The sequence below is a fragment of the Streptomyces sp. NPDC101110 genome (assembly GCF_044759525.1).
Taxonomy (GTDB): domain Bacteria; phylum Actinomycetota; class Actinomycetes; order Streptomycetales; family Streptomycetaceae; genus Streptomyces.
This window is the reverse complement of sequence record NZ_JBIVZM010000020.1, coordinates 47,605-64,775: the sequence shown is the minus strand read 5'-3', so window position 1 is coordinate 64,775 and position 17,171 is coordinate 47,605. Positions and strand designations below refer to the sequence as shown.

The following is a 17,171-nucleotide window of genomic DNA, read 5'->3' as shown; positions in this document are numbered from 1 at the left end:
CCGTCTCTCCTCCCGGTTCGGACGTACGACTCCTCACGGTATGCCCCCGGCCGTGCGGGACGGGTACCGGGTCCCCCCGAGCCGAGAGAATGTCTCGCTCGTCACTCTTCATCCGGGTCGGCGACCGGGCTCGCCCCGGGCCGAGCCGGACACCCGAGCCGAGTCAGGCGCCGGGCCGACGGCCGGGCGCGGCGGCGCGGACGGGTCAGGCTTCGCGCTCCAGCGTCGCCCACTCGATCGCGTATGCCGGCTCCTCGCCGGCCACCAGGCGTTCCGCCTCCCGCACGACTGCCAGGCCGAGGCGGGCCAGCTCGTTGCCCTGGGAGCCGGCGAGGTGGGGGGTGAGGAAGGCGCCGGGCAGGTCGTAGAGGGGCGAGTCGGCGGGCAGCGGCTCCGGGTCGGTGACGTCGAGGACGGCGGAGAGGCGTCCGGTGCGCAGTTCCGCCACGAGGGCGTCGTGGTCGACCAGGCCGCCGCGCGCGGTGTTGATCAGTACCGCCCCGTCGGGCATGAGCGCCAGCTCGCGGCTGCCGATCATGTGGCGGGTCTCGGGCGTATCGGGGGCGTGCAGGGTGACGATGCCGGACGTGCGCAGCAGCTCGTCCAGCGGCAGCAGGGGCACGCCGAGCGCGGCGGCGGCGTGTTCGTCGACGTAGGGGTCGGTGAGTACGGGCCGCAGATCGAAGGGGCGAAGCAGTTCGAGGACGCGGCGCCCGATGCGGGAGGCGCCGATGACGCCGACCCGGCGGCCGTGGTTGCCGATGCCGGGGATGACGCCCCAGCCCGTGGAGGCGCGGGTGGCGCGCATCCGGTCGCGGGCGGCGAGGACGTCCTTCCCGGCGAGCAGGATCATGGCGAGGGTGTATTCGGCGACCGGCAGCGCGTTGGCGACGGCCGCCGAGGACACGGTGATGCCTCGCTCCCGCAGGGCGTGGGTGGCGAAGGACTTCACGGAGCCGGCCGAGTGCAGCACCGCCCGCAGCCGGGGTGCGGCGTCGAGCACCGCCCCGTCGATCCGGGGGCAGCCCCAGCCGGTCACCAGGACCTCGGCCCGGGCGAGCGCGTCGAGGCCACGCGGCTCGGTGAAGTCCTGGACCACCAGGTCCGGGTCGATGTCGACCGACTCGCGCAGTCGCGCCAGTACCTCGGGCGGGAAGACCAGCGGCACGTTCTCCGCGGCCAGGGCGAACAGTGCCTGGGGGCGCCGGCTCAAGGAGGTGACCTTCCTGCTCGGGACGTTCGCGAACGGTTTCCGCACCGCGTATAGAAAACGCTCTCTACGACTCCTACCCTAGGCCGAGCCGGGCAGGGGCGGCAATCGACAACGGACCGGGGGTAGGTTCCCGCGGGGGCTTTCCTGTCCCCGCCGCCTCGGGGAAGGACGTCGGATGAACGGGACCGTGACCAACTGGGCCGGCAACGTCACCTACGCGGCGAAGGAGCTGCACCGGCCGGACTCGCCGGCCGCGGTGCGCGCCCTCGTCGCACAGAGCGACCGGGTGCGGGTCCTGGGCAGCGGACACTCGTTCAACGAGATCGCCGAGCCCGGACCCGAGGGCGTCCTGCTGTCGCTGGCGGACCTGCCCCCCGAGGTGGAGATCGACACGGTGGCCCGGACGGTCCGGGTGGGCGGCGGTGTGCGCTACGCGGAACTGGCCCGCCGGGTGCACGGGCAGGGGCTGGCGCTGCACAACATGGCGTCCCTGCCGCACATCTCGGTGGCCGGGTCGGTCGCGACCGGCACGCACGGCTCGGGCGTCCTCAACGGTCCGCTCTCGGCGTCCGTGCGCGAGGTGGAGCTGGTCACGGCCGACGGCTCGGTGCTGACCGTGGGGCGGGACGAGGAACGGTTCGGCGGGGCCGTCACCTCACTGGGCGCGCTCGGCGTCGTCACCGCGCTCACCCTGGACCTGGAGCCGGCCTACGAGGTCGAGCAGCACGTGTTCACCGGCCTGCCCCTGGAGGGCCTGGACTCCGGGGTGTTCGAGACGGTGATGGCCACGGGGTACAGCGTCAGCCTGTTCACCGACTGGCGCGAGCCGGGATTCGGGCAGGTGTGGCTCAAGCGGCGAACGGACCAGCCACTGCCCGCGTTCCCCTGGGCGGCTCCCGCGACGGAGAAGATGCACCCGGTGCCGGGCATGCCCGCGGTCAACTGCACCGAGCAGTTCGGGGTGCCGGGGCCGTGGCACCGGCGACTGCCGCACTTCCGGGCGGAGTTCGTGCCGAGCAGCGGGGCGGAGCTGCAGTCGGAGTACCTGCTGCCGCGCGGGCACGCCGTGGAGATGCTGCACGCACTGGACGCGATCCGGGAGAGCGTCGCGCCCGTCCTGCAGACCTGTGAGGTGCGCACGGTCGCCGGCGACGACCAGTGGCTGAGCCCTTCCTACGGACGGGACACCGTCGCGGCGCACTTCACCTGGATCGAGGACACCTGGGCGGTCCTTCCGGTGGTGCGGCGGGTCGAAGCGGCGCTGGCACCCTTCGGGGCCCGCCCGCACTGGGGGAAGGTGTTCACGCTGCCCGCCTCCGCTCTGCGTGAGTCGTACCCGCGTCTGGGCGACTTCCGGGCGCTGACGCAGGAGCTCGACCCGAGGGGGAAGTTCGCCAACGCCTTCGTGCGGGAGGTGCTCGCGCAGGCGTAGGCGAAGGAAGGGCGCCGCCGGACCGGATGTCGGTGGCCCCGGCGCGTGCGGCTCACCCGCCGTCCATGGCAGGGCGGGCGCCGGTCAGGTCGCGGCGTGGGGGTGCCCGCGGGTGACGGAGGTCGTGGCGCGGTCGGCCTCGTCCTTGACGAGCAGGGACATCAGGGACGCCACGGTCAGCCCCGCCTCGGCGGGGTGGCGCAGCACCTTGCCGGGGTCGATCCGGTAGGTGTTGGTGCGGCCCTCCCGGGTGTGGGAGAGGTACCCGTCCTGCTCCAGGTCCGCGATGATCTTCTGCACCGCCCGCTCGGTGAGCCGGCAGTGAGCCGCGATGTCCCGGATACGGGCACTGTGGTTGTCGGCAATGGCGGCCAGCACGCGGGCATGGTTGGTGAGGAACGTCCATCCGGTGTGTGGCTCGGGCACTCCATCCATGCCCCCGACTCTAGCGACAGAACATTCACGCACCCAAAAACACGTACGGCGTTTCATGTATTGATTGACGTGCATGGGGTAGAGACGCAACGCTGGAAGCGGAGGCAAGGCGAACGGACGAGGGAGAACAGGGCCATGCCCGAGCCTGCGTGCTCTGCGCGGTCTCACACACCGGAAGAGGTAGCACCCACGGCTTCCGACAGTGCGCCGGCGGCGATCCCGCCCTGCATGGCGACCATGGACGTCGTTCCGGACGGCGACCGGATGGCCGTGACGATCTGGGGTGAACTGGACCTGGGAAGCCGCCGGTTGCTGCCCGAGCTGTACGACCTGCTCACCCTGTCGGGCGGCGGCCTGGACCTGCGTCTGGACGCCATCGGGTTCTGCGACTGCTCCGGCCTCGACGCCCTGCTGGACCTGCACGACCGCGCCGTCGGCCAGGGCAAGTCGGTCACCGTCCGGTCCTGCGGCGTGGCGGTCGACCGCGTTCTCGACCTGACCGGCATGCGGGAGCTCTTCACGGACTCCCTCCCCATGGAGGGCACCGCACCCCCGGCCCCGTCCGGCACGTCCCCGACGCAGGAGGACGGCCAGGACCTGAGGGCCGAAGTCACCCAGCTGCGGCGCGCCATGCAGACCCGGCCCACCATCGACCTGGCCCGCGGCATCCTGATGGCCTCCTTCGGCCTGACCCCCGAGGCGGCCTGGAGCGTGCTGGTCAGGACCTCGCAGAACACCAACACCAAACTGCACGACCTGGCCCGTGACCTGGTGGGCACCGTACGCGGCACGACGCTGTCCGAACCGGTGCGGCGACAGCTGTCCGCCGCGGTCTCCGGCGCGAGCCGCCCGGGCGAGGCGCCGGCCGGTCCCGCCGGTGCTCCCGCCGAGGAGTGAGGCCGGCACACCGGGGGCCGTCGGCCCCGCACTGAGGCATGATGGGCGGGCCACGGTGGGCCACCACCGTCCCTCACCAGGCGCGCACTTTATAAAGCCCCTTTCCAAACCCCTTGTCGAAAGTCCCGGCAGCCCATAGCCTTGCGCCGCGCCGGTGCCGACGTCGACCCCGGCCCGGCCGGTCTGGGAAGGAATGGGGCACCCCGGTGAAGCGCACATCACGTGACATCCGCACCGCGAACCGCTACGAGGTGCTGCGCCAGATCATCGCGGAGTCGCCCACGTCCCGGCAGGAGCTGGCAGCGGCCACCGGCCTCAGCCTCGCGACGGTCGCCACCCTCGTCGGCGAGCTGCTCGACCTGCGCATGATCACCGAGGTCGGCTTCGAGGACTCGGCCGGCGGCCGCCCCCGGGGCCTGGTGGCGGTCAACACCTCGGGCGGCGCGCTGATCGGCGTCGACATCGCCGAGACCTACGTCCACGTCGAGTTGTTCGACCTCGGACTGAACATACTGGCCCGGGCCGAGGAGGACGTCCGGCCCGGCGAGAGCCTGCCCGAGCACGTGGTCGGCCACGTGGCCACCGCCGTGGGCTCGGTCGTCACGCAGGCCGGCATCGAGGGCGCCCGGGTGCTGGGGGTCGGGGTGAGCGTGCCGGGGCAGGTCGACCGCGCGACCGGCATCTCCGAGTACGCGCCGAACTGGGACTGGCACGACGTACCGTTGCTCGACCTGCTCACCGAGCACATCGCCTATCCGCTGTACCTGGACAACCCGCTGCGCGCCAGCGCGGTCGCCGAGCTGTGGTTCGGGGCCGCGCGCGGACGCGGGAACGCGGTGGTGGTCAACCTGGGCACCGGCGTGGGCGCCGGTCTCGTCCTGGGCGGCGGACTGCACCGCGGAGTCAGCAACAGCGCCGGCGAGTGGGGCCACACCACGATGGTGCTGGACGGCCGCCCGTGCCGCTGCGGCAACCACGGATGCGTGGAGACGTACGTCGGCGCGCGCGGCATCATGCTGAACCTGCGCGAACTCGACCCCGGCAGCGCGCTGCTGCACGCCGAGGACCAGACGGCGACCATCGACGCCCTGGCCCGCGGGGTCGCGGCGGACGACCCCGTGGCGCGCCGGGTCGTCCACGAGACCGCCCGCTATCTGGGCGCCGGCGTCGCGGACCTCGTCAACCTGTTCAACCCCGAGATCGTCGTGCTGAGCAGCTGGGTCGCCCGCACCCTGGGCGAGCCGCTGCTGCACGAGGTGCGCGAGGCCGTCACCCGGCACGCGCTGCCACGGCCGCTGGCCGCCACGGAAGTCGTCCTCTCCCCGATCCCCACCGACCCGGTGTGCCTCGGCGCGGCGACGTTCGCGCTCGAAGGCGCACTGCAGACCGTCGGGCAGAAGAACGGCAAACGCACTGCCCCCGTGAGGAGCCGCACCACCGCCCCGCCCTCGTAGCGGGAGCCAACGCGGGAAACCGACCCGTTGGCCAACTCCTCCACTCCCCCCACCTGTTCGAAATGGCGAACCGGACACAACGCTTCGCACAGACTTCGTCCAACCCCTTGCCGAAGCCTTAGCCGAAGCTCTAGCGTCCCGCACCGCACCTCTCTTTGAGCCACCTGGCACGCGCCTACGGGCCGTGGGCCATCAGGCAGTGAGCCGCAGAGCCGCAGCCACACTCGAGACAAGGACGTCAGCATGTCGGCATCGAGCAACATGAACTGGGACCGCCGGAACGTACTGCGGGCCGCGATGGGTCTGGCCGCCGCCGGCGGACTCGCCGCGTGTGGCGGCAACAACGGCCGCGGCGGTGGGTCCGGTTCGGGCACCAACCTGGTGCAGATGTTCCACGCGTACGGCGAGGCGGGCACCGAGCAGGCAGTCAAGCGGTACGCGAAGGCGTACAAGGACGCCAACGTGACCACGCAGTGGATCACCAGCGCCGACTACGAGAGCAAGCTCTTCTCGGCCCTGCTCACCAAGAACGCGCCGGACCTCTTCGAGTTCCACCCGCAGATCCAGCTCATCAAGAGCGGCCAGGTGGCCGACCTGAGCGACCTCGTCAACCCGGTCAAGGACGACTTCAACCCGGCCGACATCAAGTCGCACACGGTCGACGGGAAGATATACGGCGTCCGCATGATCGACGACCCGCAGTTCTTCTTCTACCGCAAGTCGATGCTGGAGAAGGCCAAGGTCGAGGTGCCGACCACGCTCGACGAGCTGATGGAGGCCGCCGCCAAGCTCACCACCGGCAAGGTCAAGGGCCTGTACATGGGCAACGACCTGCACAGCGTCAACGACACCTTGATCTGGTCGGCCGGGGCGCAGCACCTCGACGAGAAGAACGAGATCGCCTACCACACGGACGGCGTCGTCGAGGGCCTGAAGAAGATGCGCCGGCTGTTCACCAGCGGCAACCTCCTCCTCGGCGCTCCGACCGAGTCCTGGGATCCCTCCTCGTTCAACCAGGGTCTGTGCGCCATCCAGTTCTGCGGCATGTGGGCGATGCCCGCGATCCAGGACGCACTCGGCGACGACTGGGGGGTCTTCCCCTTCCCGAAGGTCACGGACTCCGGAAAGCCGTCGGTCTACAACGGCGGCTGGTCGATGTTCGTCAACGCCAAGGGCAAGGACGTCGACGCGGCCAAGGAGTACGTCAAGTGGCTGTGGATCGACCAGAAGGACTACCAGGAGGACTGGGCCACCTCCTACGGCTTCCACATTCCGCCGCGCACCTCGATCGCCCAGAAGGCCACCAAGCTCAAGTCGGGCAACGCCGCCGAGGGCGTCCGCCTGTTCAACGAGTTCGGGCACTTCGACAACATCGGCTGGACCCAGGCCATGCGCACCGCCTTCGAGGACGTCTTCGCCAACTGCGTCCGCAAGAACATGGACCCGGAGAAGGCCCTCGACCGCTGCGACACGGCCGTCAACCGCGAGCTCAAGAAGCTGTTCGGATAGGCCGCGGGACGGACCACGACATGTCGACCACCACCGAGCTCGACCTCGCGGGTTCCGCCCCGGCGAAGGCCTCACCGGCCAAGCCGCGGCGGGGCCTGCGGGGCAGCCCCACCTTCGCCTTCTGGCTCTTCACCGGGCCGTTCCTGATCGGCCTGGCGATCTTCGTCTACGCACCGATCCTCTGGAGCCTCTGGCTGAGCTTCTTCGAGGCCCGCTTCACCGTCACGCCGGACAAGTTCGTCGGCTTCGACAACTACACGTACATGCTGACCAACGACGACTTCGTCGGCTCGCTCGGCACCTTCACCGTCTTCGCCGCGTTCATCGTGCCGACCACCTGGGCGCTGTCGCTGGGCCTGGCCCTGCTGGTGAACCGCATGCGCTTCATGCGGGCGTTCTTCCGTTCGGTCTTCTTCCTGCCGACCGCGGTCAGTTACGTCGCCGCGGCCCTCATCTGGAAGATGTCCATCTTCAGCGGGGTCCGCTTCGGCCTGATGAACACGGTCCTCGGCTGGTTCGGCATCGACAACATCGCCTGGCTGATCGACCCCAACCCGCCCTGGTACTGGCTGGTCATCGTGACCGCCCGGCTGTGGCTGCAGTCCGGCTTCTACATGATCCTGTTCATCGCGGCGCTGCAGAACATCCCGGACGAGCTGTACGAGGCCGCCGCCATCGACGGCGCCAAGTCGGGCTGGCAGACCTTCCGGTACATCACCCTGCCCCAGCTGCGCGCCACGTCCACCGCGGTGATCCTGCTGCTGCTGGTCGCCGCCTACCAGGCCTTCGACGAGTTCTTCAACCTGCTGTCCAAGACCACCTGGGGCCGCCCGCCCCTGGTCGAGCTGTACTACAAGGCCCTCGGCGAGAGCCAGGACTACGGCGCCGGCAGCGCGGGGGCACTCATCCTGACCGTGCTGATCTGTGCCGTGACCCTGCTCCAGGGCAAGATCATGGGCTTCGGAAGGGGTGACGAGTCCAAGTGACCACCACCATGCCCAAGGTGCGGAAGTCCGCGCCCGCGTCGGACACGACCAGCCGGGTCAGGCGCGGTGGCGGCGTGATGAGCTCCACCGGGCTCTACATCGCCACGGGCGTCGCCGCGTTCCTGTTCCTGGTCCCCTTCTACATCCTCGTCCGCAACGCCCTCTCCACCGACGCCGAGATCACCGGAGAGAACTGGAAGTTCTTCCCCACGGACATCCAGTGGGGCAACATCGGCGAACTCTTCAACGACGAGACGGTCCCCTTCGGGCAGTCCCTGTGGAACTCGGCGGTCGTGGCGACCCTGCACACCGTCGGCGTCCTGCTGGTGTGCTCCCTCGCGGGCTACGGTCTGGCCCGCATCCCGTACAAGCACGCCAACAAGGTGTTCTACGCCGTCCTGGGGACGCTGATGGTCCCGACGGCGGTCACCTTCGTACCGAGCTTCGTGCTGGTCTCCTCGCTCGGCTGGGTGGACACCTACCGGGGTCTCATCATCCCGGGGCTGTTCAGCGGTTTCACCTGCTTCCTGTTCCGGCAGTACTTCCTGGGGTTCCCCAAGGAGCTGGAGGAGGCGGCGCGCATGGACGGGCTGGGCTACTGGGGCGCATACTGGCGCGTCGTGGTGCCGAACTCGCTGAACTTCTTCGCGGCCATGGCGACCATCACCTTCATCAACGGCTGGAACGCCTTCCTGTGGCCGCTGGTCATCGGCCAGGACCCCGGTTCCTGGACGGTGCAGGTCGCACTCTCCAGCTACATGACCAACCAGACCGTCGTCTTCCACCTGATCTTCATGGCCACGGCCGTATCCATCCTGCCCCTGGTCTTCGTCTTCCTCTTCCTCCAGCGCTGGCTGGTGCAGGGGATCGCACAGACCGGCATCAAGGGCTGAGCTAGGAGACCGATGTCTTTCCGCACGAGCCCATCCGTCGACTACGTCGAAGACGTCTCGCCCGGCAGCGGCGCCCTGCCGCCCCGCGCCTGGTACGCGTCCTCGGACGCGCGGTCCCTGTCGCTGAACGGCCGCTGGCGCTTCCGGCTCTCGGCCACCGCGGGCGCCGAGGACGACTCGTTCGCCGAAGAGGGCCATGACGCCGGGAACTGGGCCGAGGTCACGGTCCCCGGGCACTGGGTCCTCCAGGGCGACGGGGCGTTCGGCTCCCCGATCTACACCAACCACCTCTACCCCTTCCCGGTGGACCCGCCGTACGTCCCGACGGAGAACCCGACCGGTGACCACCTGCGCGTCTTCGACCTGCCGTCCGACTGGCCGTCGGACGGCGGGGCGGTGCTGCGCTTCGACGGCGTCGAGTCCTGCGCCCGGGTCTGGCTGAACGGCACGGAGCTCGGCGAGTTCAAGGGCTCCCGCCTCGCGCACGAGTTCGCGGTCGGCGAGCTGCTGAAGCCGGGCCGCAACGTGCTCGCGGTGCGTGTGCACCAGTGGTCGGCCGGGTCTTACCTGGAGGACCAGGACCAGTGGTGGCTGCCGGGCATCTTCCGGGACGTGACGCTGCTGCACCGCCCGGCGGGCGGCGTCGGTGACTTCTTCGTGCACGCCTCCTACGACCACACCACCGGCGAGGGAACCCTGCGGGTCGACTCCGACGTCGCCGGGCGGGTGACCGTACCCGCCCTGGACATCGATGTCGCCACCGGCGAGCCGGTCACGGTCGCCGTCGAGCCGTGGACCGCGGAGACACCGAAGCTGTACGACGGCGTGCTGGCCACGGACGGCGAGCGGGTGCCGCTGCGGATCGGTTTCCGCACGGTGGCCCTCGAGGACGAGCTGATCAAGGTCAACGGCAGGGCGATCCTGTTCAAGGGCGTCAACCGGCACGAGTGGCACCCCGAGAAGGGCCGTGCCCTCGACCTGGAGACCATGCGCGAGGACGTGCTGCTGATGAAGCGGCACAACCTCAACGCCGTGCGCACCTCGCACTACCCGCCGCACCCGGCCTTCCTGGACCTGTGCGACGAGTACGGCCTGTGGGTCATCGACGAGTGCGATCTGGAGACCCACGGCTTCACCGAGCAGGACTGGCGGGACAACCCGGTTGACGACGACCGCTGGACCCCGGCTCTGCTGGACCGCGCCGCGCGCATGGTGGAGCGGGACAAGAACCACCCGTCGATCGTGTTCTGGTCGCTGGGCAACGAGGCCGGCACCGGACGCGGCCTGACCGCCATGGCCGAGTGGATCCACGGCCGCGACCCCGAGCGGCTGGTGCACTACGAGGGCGACTGGAACTGCCGTGACACCGACGTGTACTCGCGGATGTACGCCTTCCACGACGAGGTCGAGAAGATCGGCCGGCAGCTCGACGACGGCACCCGCAGGCGCCGCGAGCTGCCGTTCATCCAGTGCGAGTACGCGCACGCCATGGGCAACGGCCCGGGCGGCCTCGCCGACTACCAGGAGCTGTTCGAGACGCACGACAGACTCCAGGGCGGCTTCGTCTGGGAGTGGATCGACCACGGCGTCAAGCACGCCGAGCTGGGCTACGCCTACGGCGGTGACTTCGGCGAGGAGCTGCACGACGGCAACTTCGTGTGCGACGGGCTGGTCTTCCCGGACCGGACGCCGTCGCCGGGTCTGATCGAGTACAAGAAGGTCGTCGAGCCGGTCCGCATCGAGGGCGACGGCGTCAACGGCACCGTGCGGGTCACCAACAAGCACGACTTCGCCGACCTGTCCGCGCTGGCCTTCGAGTGGTCGTGCCAGGTGGACGGCGAGACGGTCGAGTCGGGTTCGCTCGCCGTGCCGGCGCTCGCGCCGGGCGAGAGCGCCGAGGTCAAACTGCCGGAGCCGCCCGCGGACGGCCGCGGCGGCGAGCGGCAGTGGACGGTGCGGGCGCTGCTGGCGGACGACACGACGTGGGCTGCGAAGGGTCACGTGGTGGCCTGGGGCCAGTTCGCGGTGGGTGCGCGGCCGTTGCCGTCCTTCCCGGCGACCGACCGGCCCGTCCGGGACGACGGCGGGATCACGCTCGGCCCGGCCCGGTTCGACGCCCGCACCGGTGCGCTGCTCTCGATCGGCCGGGTGGAGGTCGACGCGACACCGCGGCTGGACGTGTGGCGGGCGACGACCGACAACGACGACGGGGCCGAATGGCAGACCGACACCCGTTTCGGGGTGCTGTGGCGCACGCTGGGCCTGCACCGGATGCGGCACCGCCTGGTCTCCCTCGAGGCCGGCGACGACGCACTGACGGTCCGCACCCGGGTGGCGCCGGCCGCCCGCGAGGTGGGTCTGGACACGGTGTACCGCTGGACGTCCGACGGCGAGCGGTTGCGGCTGAGCGTGTCCGTGACGCCGGAGGGCGACTGGACGGTGCCGCTGCCCCGGCTCGGGGTGCGCTTCGGGCTGCCGGAGGCCGACGCGGTGGAGTGGTTCGGCGGCGGTCCCGGCGAGGCGTACCCGGACACCGGTACGGCGGCCATGGTGGGCCGCTGGCAGTCGACGGTGGACGGGCTGCAGACGCCGTACGTCCGGCCGCAGGAGAACGGTGCCCGGGCCGACGTGCGCTGGGTGGAGCTCGGGGGTCTCCGGGTCGAGGGCGACCCGGAGTTCTGGTTCACGGCGCGGCGCTGGACGACCGAGCAGCTCGATGCCGCCCGGCACCGCACCGACCTCACGGCCGGCGGCACGGTGTGGGTCAACCTCGACCACGGGCTGCACGGCATCGGCTCGCAGTCCTGCGGTCCCGGTCCGCTGCCGCAGTACTTCCTGAAGGCGGAGCCGGTGGAGTTCTCGTTCGTGTTCTCGACCACCGGGTAGGAAACCGCTCAATCGATTGACCGATTGATTGCTTGATTGATTGATCGATATTGCGGCACTGATCGACATTCCGGCAGTGCCGGAGTGTCCGCGGCCGGTCGGCCCTTGCGCCGACCGGCCGCTGCTGTCTTCACGAGCGCGTGGGCGGCGGAGGCAGCTGAGGCCGCAGGCGAGTCGGCGTGACCCGGTGAATTGCCGGTCTCGGGCACGAACAGCTTTTGCAGGAGCTAGGGTGGCGCGCATCACACCGGGTGAGTGGCGGGGGACTCGATGCCCGAATTACTGAGAGTGCCGCTGGAAAGCGGCGGTTCTGTGCTGGTGGAAGTCGACAACGGACCGCAAGCCGTGGTCAGGGTTGCCAGGCCCGGCGGGGTGGTGGCTGAAGCAACCGAGACGCTGGAGCGCGGTCTGGAGAGTGTGCGCGAGGCCGCGCATGCTGTGCTCGGCAAGGTGGCCGACCTGCCACGGCAGCCGGACAAGATCACTCTCCAGTTCGGGTTGAAGCTGTCGGCGGAGGCGGGCGTCTTCCTCGCCAAGACCGCCGGCGAGGGGTCGCTCACGCTCACCATGGAGTGGGACAGACAGCAACCGGACGTTGTGCCGATCACCTCGGCCGTCGCCGCGCGCGACGAAGTCGTGGCGGGATAAGGGCGAGTGGACTCAGCAACGCCCGGGCCTGTGCCCAACCCCGGGATTGCCCGCCTGTGGTCGCGCGGTTCATGGGCCGCCCCCCAGGGGGCCGGCTTTCTGGCAGCCCCCGGGATCGTGCTGACGTGCGCGCATGTGGTTTCGGCCGTCGCCGGCGAACAGGAGGGGAGTCCCCTCGCTGTGGGGCTCACCGTCGATGTGGATTTTCCCCTGGCCGAACGAGCGGCCCCCCGTCAGAGCGCGCGGCTCATCGCACACATCCCTGTCGCGGAGGACGGCTCTGGTGACATCGCCGTCCTCGCACTCGATGAGGATCCGCCGGTTGGGGCCGAGCCTGTTCGATTGCTGGACGTCGAGACAGTGCGAGGCCACCCGTTCCGGGCGTTCGGTTTCCCTGCCGGCGACGACGAGGGCGTCTGGTCACTCGGCACGATCGTGGACGACCGCGGTCGGGGCTGGCTCCAGTTCGAGAGCACCAGTGCCTGCGAAATCCGGCAGGGCTTCAGCGGCACGCCGCTGTGGGATGAGCACTTCAAGGGGGTGGTCGGCATGGTCGTCGCCACCGACGGGAGGTTCCTGCAGCGGGCGGCCTACGCCATCACGGCCCCTGTCCTGTTGGAGGTTCATCCTGAACTGCGTCGCCATGCCGCGCCGCCATCGCCGTTCCGTGGGCTGGATGCGTTTCGGGAGCAGGACGCCACCCACTACTTCGGGCGGGCCGAGCAGATCAAGGCGTTGACCGAGGCGGTCACCACGTCGTCGATCGTCCCGGTCATCGGGGTGTCCGGAGTGGGCAAGTCGTCGCTGATCCACGCCGGTCTCGTACCGCAGCTCCGCAAACGTGGTGACTACAGCATCACCTCTCTGGTCCCAGAGCCCGCCTTCGGAGCGGAGTTCATGCTCGCTTCCGCCCTGCTGCCGTTGCTCAGCGCGCCGGACGACGTTGTCGAGCCACTCGACCGACTCGAGCAGGTCGACCGGCTCGCCGAACGGCTTCGGGCGGGAGGGGCCGCTCCGGTTGTCAGGGAGATCCTCGCCCGATCGGGCACGACCCAGCTCGCCCTGATCGTGGATCAGTTCGAGATGCTGTTCCGCTGCTCGCCCGACGCGGCCGAAAAGCTGGTCGACCAGTTGGTGGGCATGACCGGATGGCGCAGCGCGGACGGCGGACCACTGGTGCGGCTGGTCTTCGCTCTGCGACTGGACTTCTTGAAGGCCATGCAGCGTTTCCCCGGTCTGGGGCGAGTGTGCGAGGCGTCTCCGGTACTCGTCGACCGCCTGGCCGAGGATCAGCTCCTCGAGGTGGTGCTGTCCCCGATCGCCTCATTCCACGGGGCCGTGCGTTTCGAGGACTCGCTCGCCGGGCGTCTCGTCTCAGACGCGGGCCGCAGTCCCGGCGCGCTGCCCCTGCTCGAGTTCACCCTCACTCTGCTGTGGGAGCAACAGCGTCATGGCATCCTCGCGCATGCCGCGTATGAGGAGATCGGCCGAGTGGCGGGAGCTCTCGCTTCGCATGCCGAGCGTGTCGTCAAGGAGCGGCTGGGCGACGTGCAGGACGAGGTGCGGCGGTTGTTCGTACAGCTTGTCCGCCCAGGCGAGGGAGGCCTCGACAACCCGGTCGACACCGGGCGCACCGCACGCCGTACCGAGCTGCACCCCGCCTGCTGGAAAGCCGCACAATTATTGGCCGTGCAGCGTCTGGTGCACCTCGATCACGCGTCCGACGGTATGGAGACGGTCGCGCTCGCCCATGAAGCGCTGCTTGAGCACTGGCCTGCGCTGCGCTCCTGGGTCGACGCCGACCGCGACTTCCGGGTTTGGCAGGAACATGTGCGCGAGCGCATCGCGCGCTGGGAGCAAAGCGGCCGCGATCACGCCCTGTTGATGCGCGGCTCCGAACTCAAGCAGGCGCGGGAGCAACTACGCGTTCGGCCGGACGACGTCCCCGAGACCGAACGCCGATACCTTCAGGCGAGCCAGGAGTGGCGTCGGCGCCGGCGGTCCCGCAAAGTGATCGTCGCGGCGGCGGTTACTGCGGTGCTCGGGACCCTGGCCACCATCGGGGTGTACTCGGTACGGGACAGCAAAGCCGCCGAACTTTCGGCCGACCTCGTACAACAGGCCCAGGGGCAGGCGGACTCCCATCGGGAAAAGGCCGCATTGCTGTCCGTCGCCGCCTGGAGCACCGCGCCCACTCAACAAGCACACGACAATCTGTTCACCCGCTATCTGGCCGATGCCCCGTACGACGCTGTGCTGCCCGCCGGAGGAGAGGTCGCGGAGACAGCGCTGGACGACTCCGGCCGGGTCGTCGCGGTACGCGACATTGCGGGCCGACTGTCGGTGTGGCGTGTCGAAGCCTATGGCCCCTCCCTGATGGTCCGCATGGACGACGTCTCGGCCGTCGCGGTCAGTCCCGACGGCACCCGGCTGGCCCTGGGTGGCGACGGCAATCACATCAAGATCTGGGACCTGCGTGAAGGGAGGACCCTGCTGACCCTGCGAGCCGCGCGGAGCACCGCCGGCACGGCTCAAGCGGTGGACGAGCTGCGCTTCGACCGAACGGGACACCGCCTGGTGGCCCATCCGCCGAAGGACGACAGAGCCCAGGTATGGAACCTCGACCGGCCCTCCGCCGCGCCCGTCACCCTGAAACCGCTGCTTGAGGGCTCACCCACTGACTTCGTCTTCGCCGCGGACGGCAGACATGTCGTGGCCTCCGGGCCAGGGGTCCTGTCTCAAGGTGTCTGGGACACGCGCTCCGGACGTCTGACGGATGTTCCCGGCTTCGAAGAGCCCGAGTTCGTCGCCGGTCCCCGTCCGGTGGCCGCGATGTGCGCCGACGGCAAGTGGCAGTTGACCGATGTCTCCGCCGACAGGCCCGGCCCCCGTCTCTTCCAGCGTCTGCCTTGCAGCACCGAAGACGTGACGATCGGCGAGCTGGTCGGCATCTCCGACCAGCTCGTGCTGGCACGCGACAACGGAGCTGTGACCGTGCGCGATGCCGCCACCGGGCAACGGCTTCTCGTGCTGACCGAGGACGGCACCAAGGGCCGCTACACCCGCTATGCCCTGGCCGGCGCGAGCCGCCGCATGGCCTTCGCCCGCGGGACGGAGGTACTGGTCGCCACGGCGCCGGCGCCCGGCTCACTTTCCACCGCTGACATCTTCAGCACCGGCGACGACGAGGAGGCTGCGCACTTCTCCCCGTCCGGCCGCTATCTGGTCACGGTAGGCGCCGGCGGGGACGTCGCGCTCTGGGACCCGGCAACCGGACGGCGGATTGCAGCCACAGGCCGGGGCGGTTACCGGACGACGTACACGCGGCTCGCGTTCGACGCCGGGGAGAAGACGCTGGCCGTGAGTGAGGGTCCCGCGGAGTCGGTCACGCTCTACAAGCTGCCCTCCCTTCAGGTACTGCGGCGGATACACCTCGATCCGCCCCTCGGGTCCGCACCTCAGGACCCGGAGCTTCGTAGCCTGGGATTCACCCGGCACGGCCGTCTGGTCACCCTTGTGGGAGGAGCTGTCTCGCAGTGGGACGTCACAGCCGGCCGCAAGGTGGCCCGGACGCTGCTGTTCCGGGAGAACTCGGAGGTCGAGCGAAGCCGGTACGCGACAAACCTGTCAACTGACCCGGCGTCCGAACGGATCGCCGTGACCACCCCGGACCTGCGCGGCGTGGAGGTCTGGGATCTTCGAGACCGGCGGCGGGTCGGCGTCGTCGTGCCCGGCTTCCGCGCTCCGCTCGCCGATCAGGACGCCGTGCGCTTCAGCAGCGACGGCCGGCGCCTGCTGCTGATCGGCAAGGACGGGAGTGCGGAGGTGTGGGATCCCAAGGGTGAGCAGCGTGAGACCACCATCCCCCCGGACGTCGCCCGCGCCACGATGTTCCTCTCCGGCAGCGACGAGACCGTCAGCGTAAGGCCGGGCATCGTGGAGCGGTGGGGCCCCAACGGGCTCGTGGCCCGGACCCGTATACCCGCTGCCGCTCACGTCCGGGCCGTCGTGCCCTCCCCCGACGGTGAGCAGCTGTTGCTGAGCGTGCCGGTGAGCACCACCCAGGGAACCGATACCACCTTCTCGGCGACGGCGGCCTTCCAACTGAGACAGGCATCCGCCGCTGACTGGGCCGCCGAGCTCTGCTCACACGTCACACGCAACATCTCACAGGAGGATCTGCACACGATGCGGTACGGAATGCTGGAGAAGGTCTTTCTGGGGGTGACGGCGTGCGGCGAGCGGTGACCTTGCCGGCCGCAGCCGCGGTGTTCTGCCTGACGCTGGTGACGGCGTGCGGAGCATCTGCGGACAAGGCCCGACCGGAGGCAAACCCGTCCGTCTCACTGTGGGACACCGCGGGCCCGTCCGACGGGAAGCCGTCAGAGGACGGAAGGGAACCCTTCGACGTGGACCGGGCGGTGCTCCGCATCAAGCGTCTGGGATACACGGCCGACACCGAGGCCGGCACTCTGAGAAACCTCCGCGGACCCCTTCGTGCGATCCATGCTCACTGCACCAGCAGCGTCGACGGGAAGTGCGTTTCCGTATTCTTCTTCCACGGCAACGAGTACGCCGGTTACGACAGGACCGCGGCAGCCCAATCAACGATCAAGAGCCAAGACGGAAAGACGGTCACCCTGTCCTATCCGGTGTACCTGCCGACGGATCCGCAGTGCTGTCATTCCGGCGGCGAGCGCGAGTACCAGGCGCGCTGGAAGGACGGCAGGGTGAGCTTCTCACCACCGCTGCCCGAGAATCCGAACTATCCGGACAAGTGATCTGTTCACCGCCGTGGCCGGTGCGTCGAGAGCCGTC

General features: G+C 69.7%; 12 protein-coding genes. 10 read left to right on the top strand and 2 right to left on the bottom strand.

Translation table 11 applies throughout. The features are described from left to right. Positions 1 to 205: 205 nt before the first annotated feature. Complete coding sequence (locus ACIQU3_RS34430; protein ID WP_403929547.1) at positions 206 to 1,213, bottom strand: hydroxyacid dehydrogenase; 1,008 nt, start codon at positions 1,211 to 1,213, stop codon at positions 206 to 208. A gap of 175 nt (positions 1,214 to 1,388) precedes the next feature. Here ACIQU3_RS34430 and ACIQU3_RS34425 point away from each other — a divergent pair, with 175 nt between their 5' ends. Next, positions 1,389 to 2,645 (top strand): D-arabinono-1,4-lactone oxidase, encoded by a 1,257-nt coding sequence (locus tag ACIQU3_RS34425; protein WP_403929545.1) that lies wholly within the window; start codon positions 1,389 to 1,391, stop codon positions 2,643 to 2,645. 84 nt (positions 2,646 to 2,729) lie between these two features. On the opposite strand, the gene ACIQU3_RS34420 is transcribed toward ACIQU3_RS34425, so the two are convergent. Next, entirely contained in the window at positions 2,730 to 3,080 is a 351-nt protein-coding gene (locus ACIQU3_RS34420) for a helix-turn-helix transcriptional regulator (protein WP_403739640.1), read from the bottom strand. Between the two features lie 228 nt (positions 3,081 to 3,308). Between ACIQU3_RS34420 and ACIQU3_RS34415 the strand changes: the two genes are divergently transcribed. From ACIQU3_RS34415 to ACIQU3_RS34375, 9 genes are all read left to right on the top strand, one after another. Further along, complete coding sequence (locus ACIQU3_RS34415) at positions 3,309 to 3,977, top strand: ANTAR domain-containing protein (protein WP_403929542.1); 669 nt, start codon at positions 3,309 to 3,311, stop codon at positions 3,975 to 3,977. A 206-nt stretch (positions 3,978 to 4,183) separates the two neighbouring features. Continuing rightward, positions 4,184 to 5,431 carry an ROK family transcriptional regulator gene (locus ACIQU3_RS34410; protein WP_403929539.1) on the top strand — a complete coding sequence of 416 codons (1,248 nt, stop codon included), beginning with the start codon at positions 4,184 to 4,186 and terminating at the stop codon, positions 5,429 to 5,431. Positions 5,432 to 5,674: 243 nt separating this feature from the next. Continuing rightward, positions 5,675 to 6,940, top strand: coding sequence for an ABC transporter substrate-binding protein (locus tag ACIQU3_RS34405; RefSeq protein ID WP_403739649.1), 1,266 nt, complete (start codon positions 5,675 to 5,677; stop codon positions 6,938 to 6,940). 20 nt (positions 6,941 to 6,960) lie between these two features. Further along, the gene (locus tag ACIQU3_RS34400; protein WP_403929536.1) at positions 6,961 to 7,926 is read left to right on the top strand and encodes a carbohydrate ABC transporter permease; all 966 of its coding nucleotides are present in this window, start codon (positions 6,961 to 6,963) and stop codon (positions 7,924 to 7,926) included. After that, a complete protein-coding gene (locus ACIQU3_RS34395; RefSeq protein ID WP_403739653.1) occupies positions 7,923 to 8,819 on the top strand; it encodes a carbohydrate ABC transporter permease in 897 nt (298 codons plus the stop codon). The genes ACIQU3_RS34400 and ACIQU3_RS34395 overlap by 4 nt, the downstream gene beginning before the upstream one ends. Before the next feature lie 12 nt (positions 8,820 to 8,831). Next, on the top strand, positions 8,832 to 11,705 hold the full coding sequence (locus ACIQU3_RS34390) for a glycoside hydrolase family 2 TIM barrel-domain containing protein (protein WP_403929534.1): 2,874 nt from the start codon (positions 8,832 to 8,834) through the stop codon (positions 11,703 to 11,705). Between the two features lie 270 nt (positions 11,706 to 11,975). After that, a complete protein-coding gene (locus ACIQU3_RS34385; protein WP_403739659.1) occupies positions 11,976 to 12,353 on the top strand; it encodes a CU044_2847 family protein in 378 nt (125 codons plus the stop codon). Between the two features lie 6 nt (positions 12,354 to 12,359). Continuing rightward, positions 12,360 to 16,601 (top strand): trypsin-like peptidase domain-containing protein, encoded by a 4,242-nt coding sequence (locus tag ACIQU3_RS34380; RefSeq protein ID WP_403929531.1) that lies wholly within the window; start codon positions 12,360 to 12,362, stop codon positions 16,599 to 16,601. Then, positions 16,586 to 17,134: an LppP/LprE family lipoprotein gene (locus tag ACIQU3_RS34375; RefSeq protein WP_403929528.1), complete on the top strand. Its 549-nt coding sequence runs from the start codon at positions 16,586 to 16,588 to the stop codon at positions 17,132 to 17,134. Before ACIQU3_RS34380 ends, ACIQU3_RS34375 begins: the two co-directional genes overlap by 16 nt. Positions 17,135 to 17,171 lie beyond the last annotated feature (37 nt).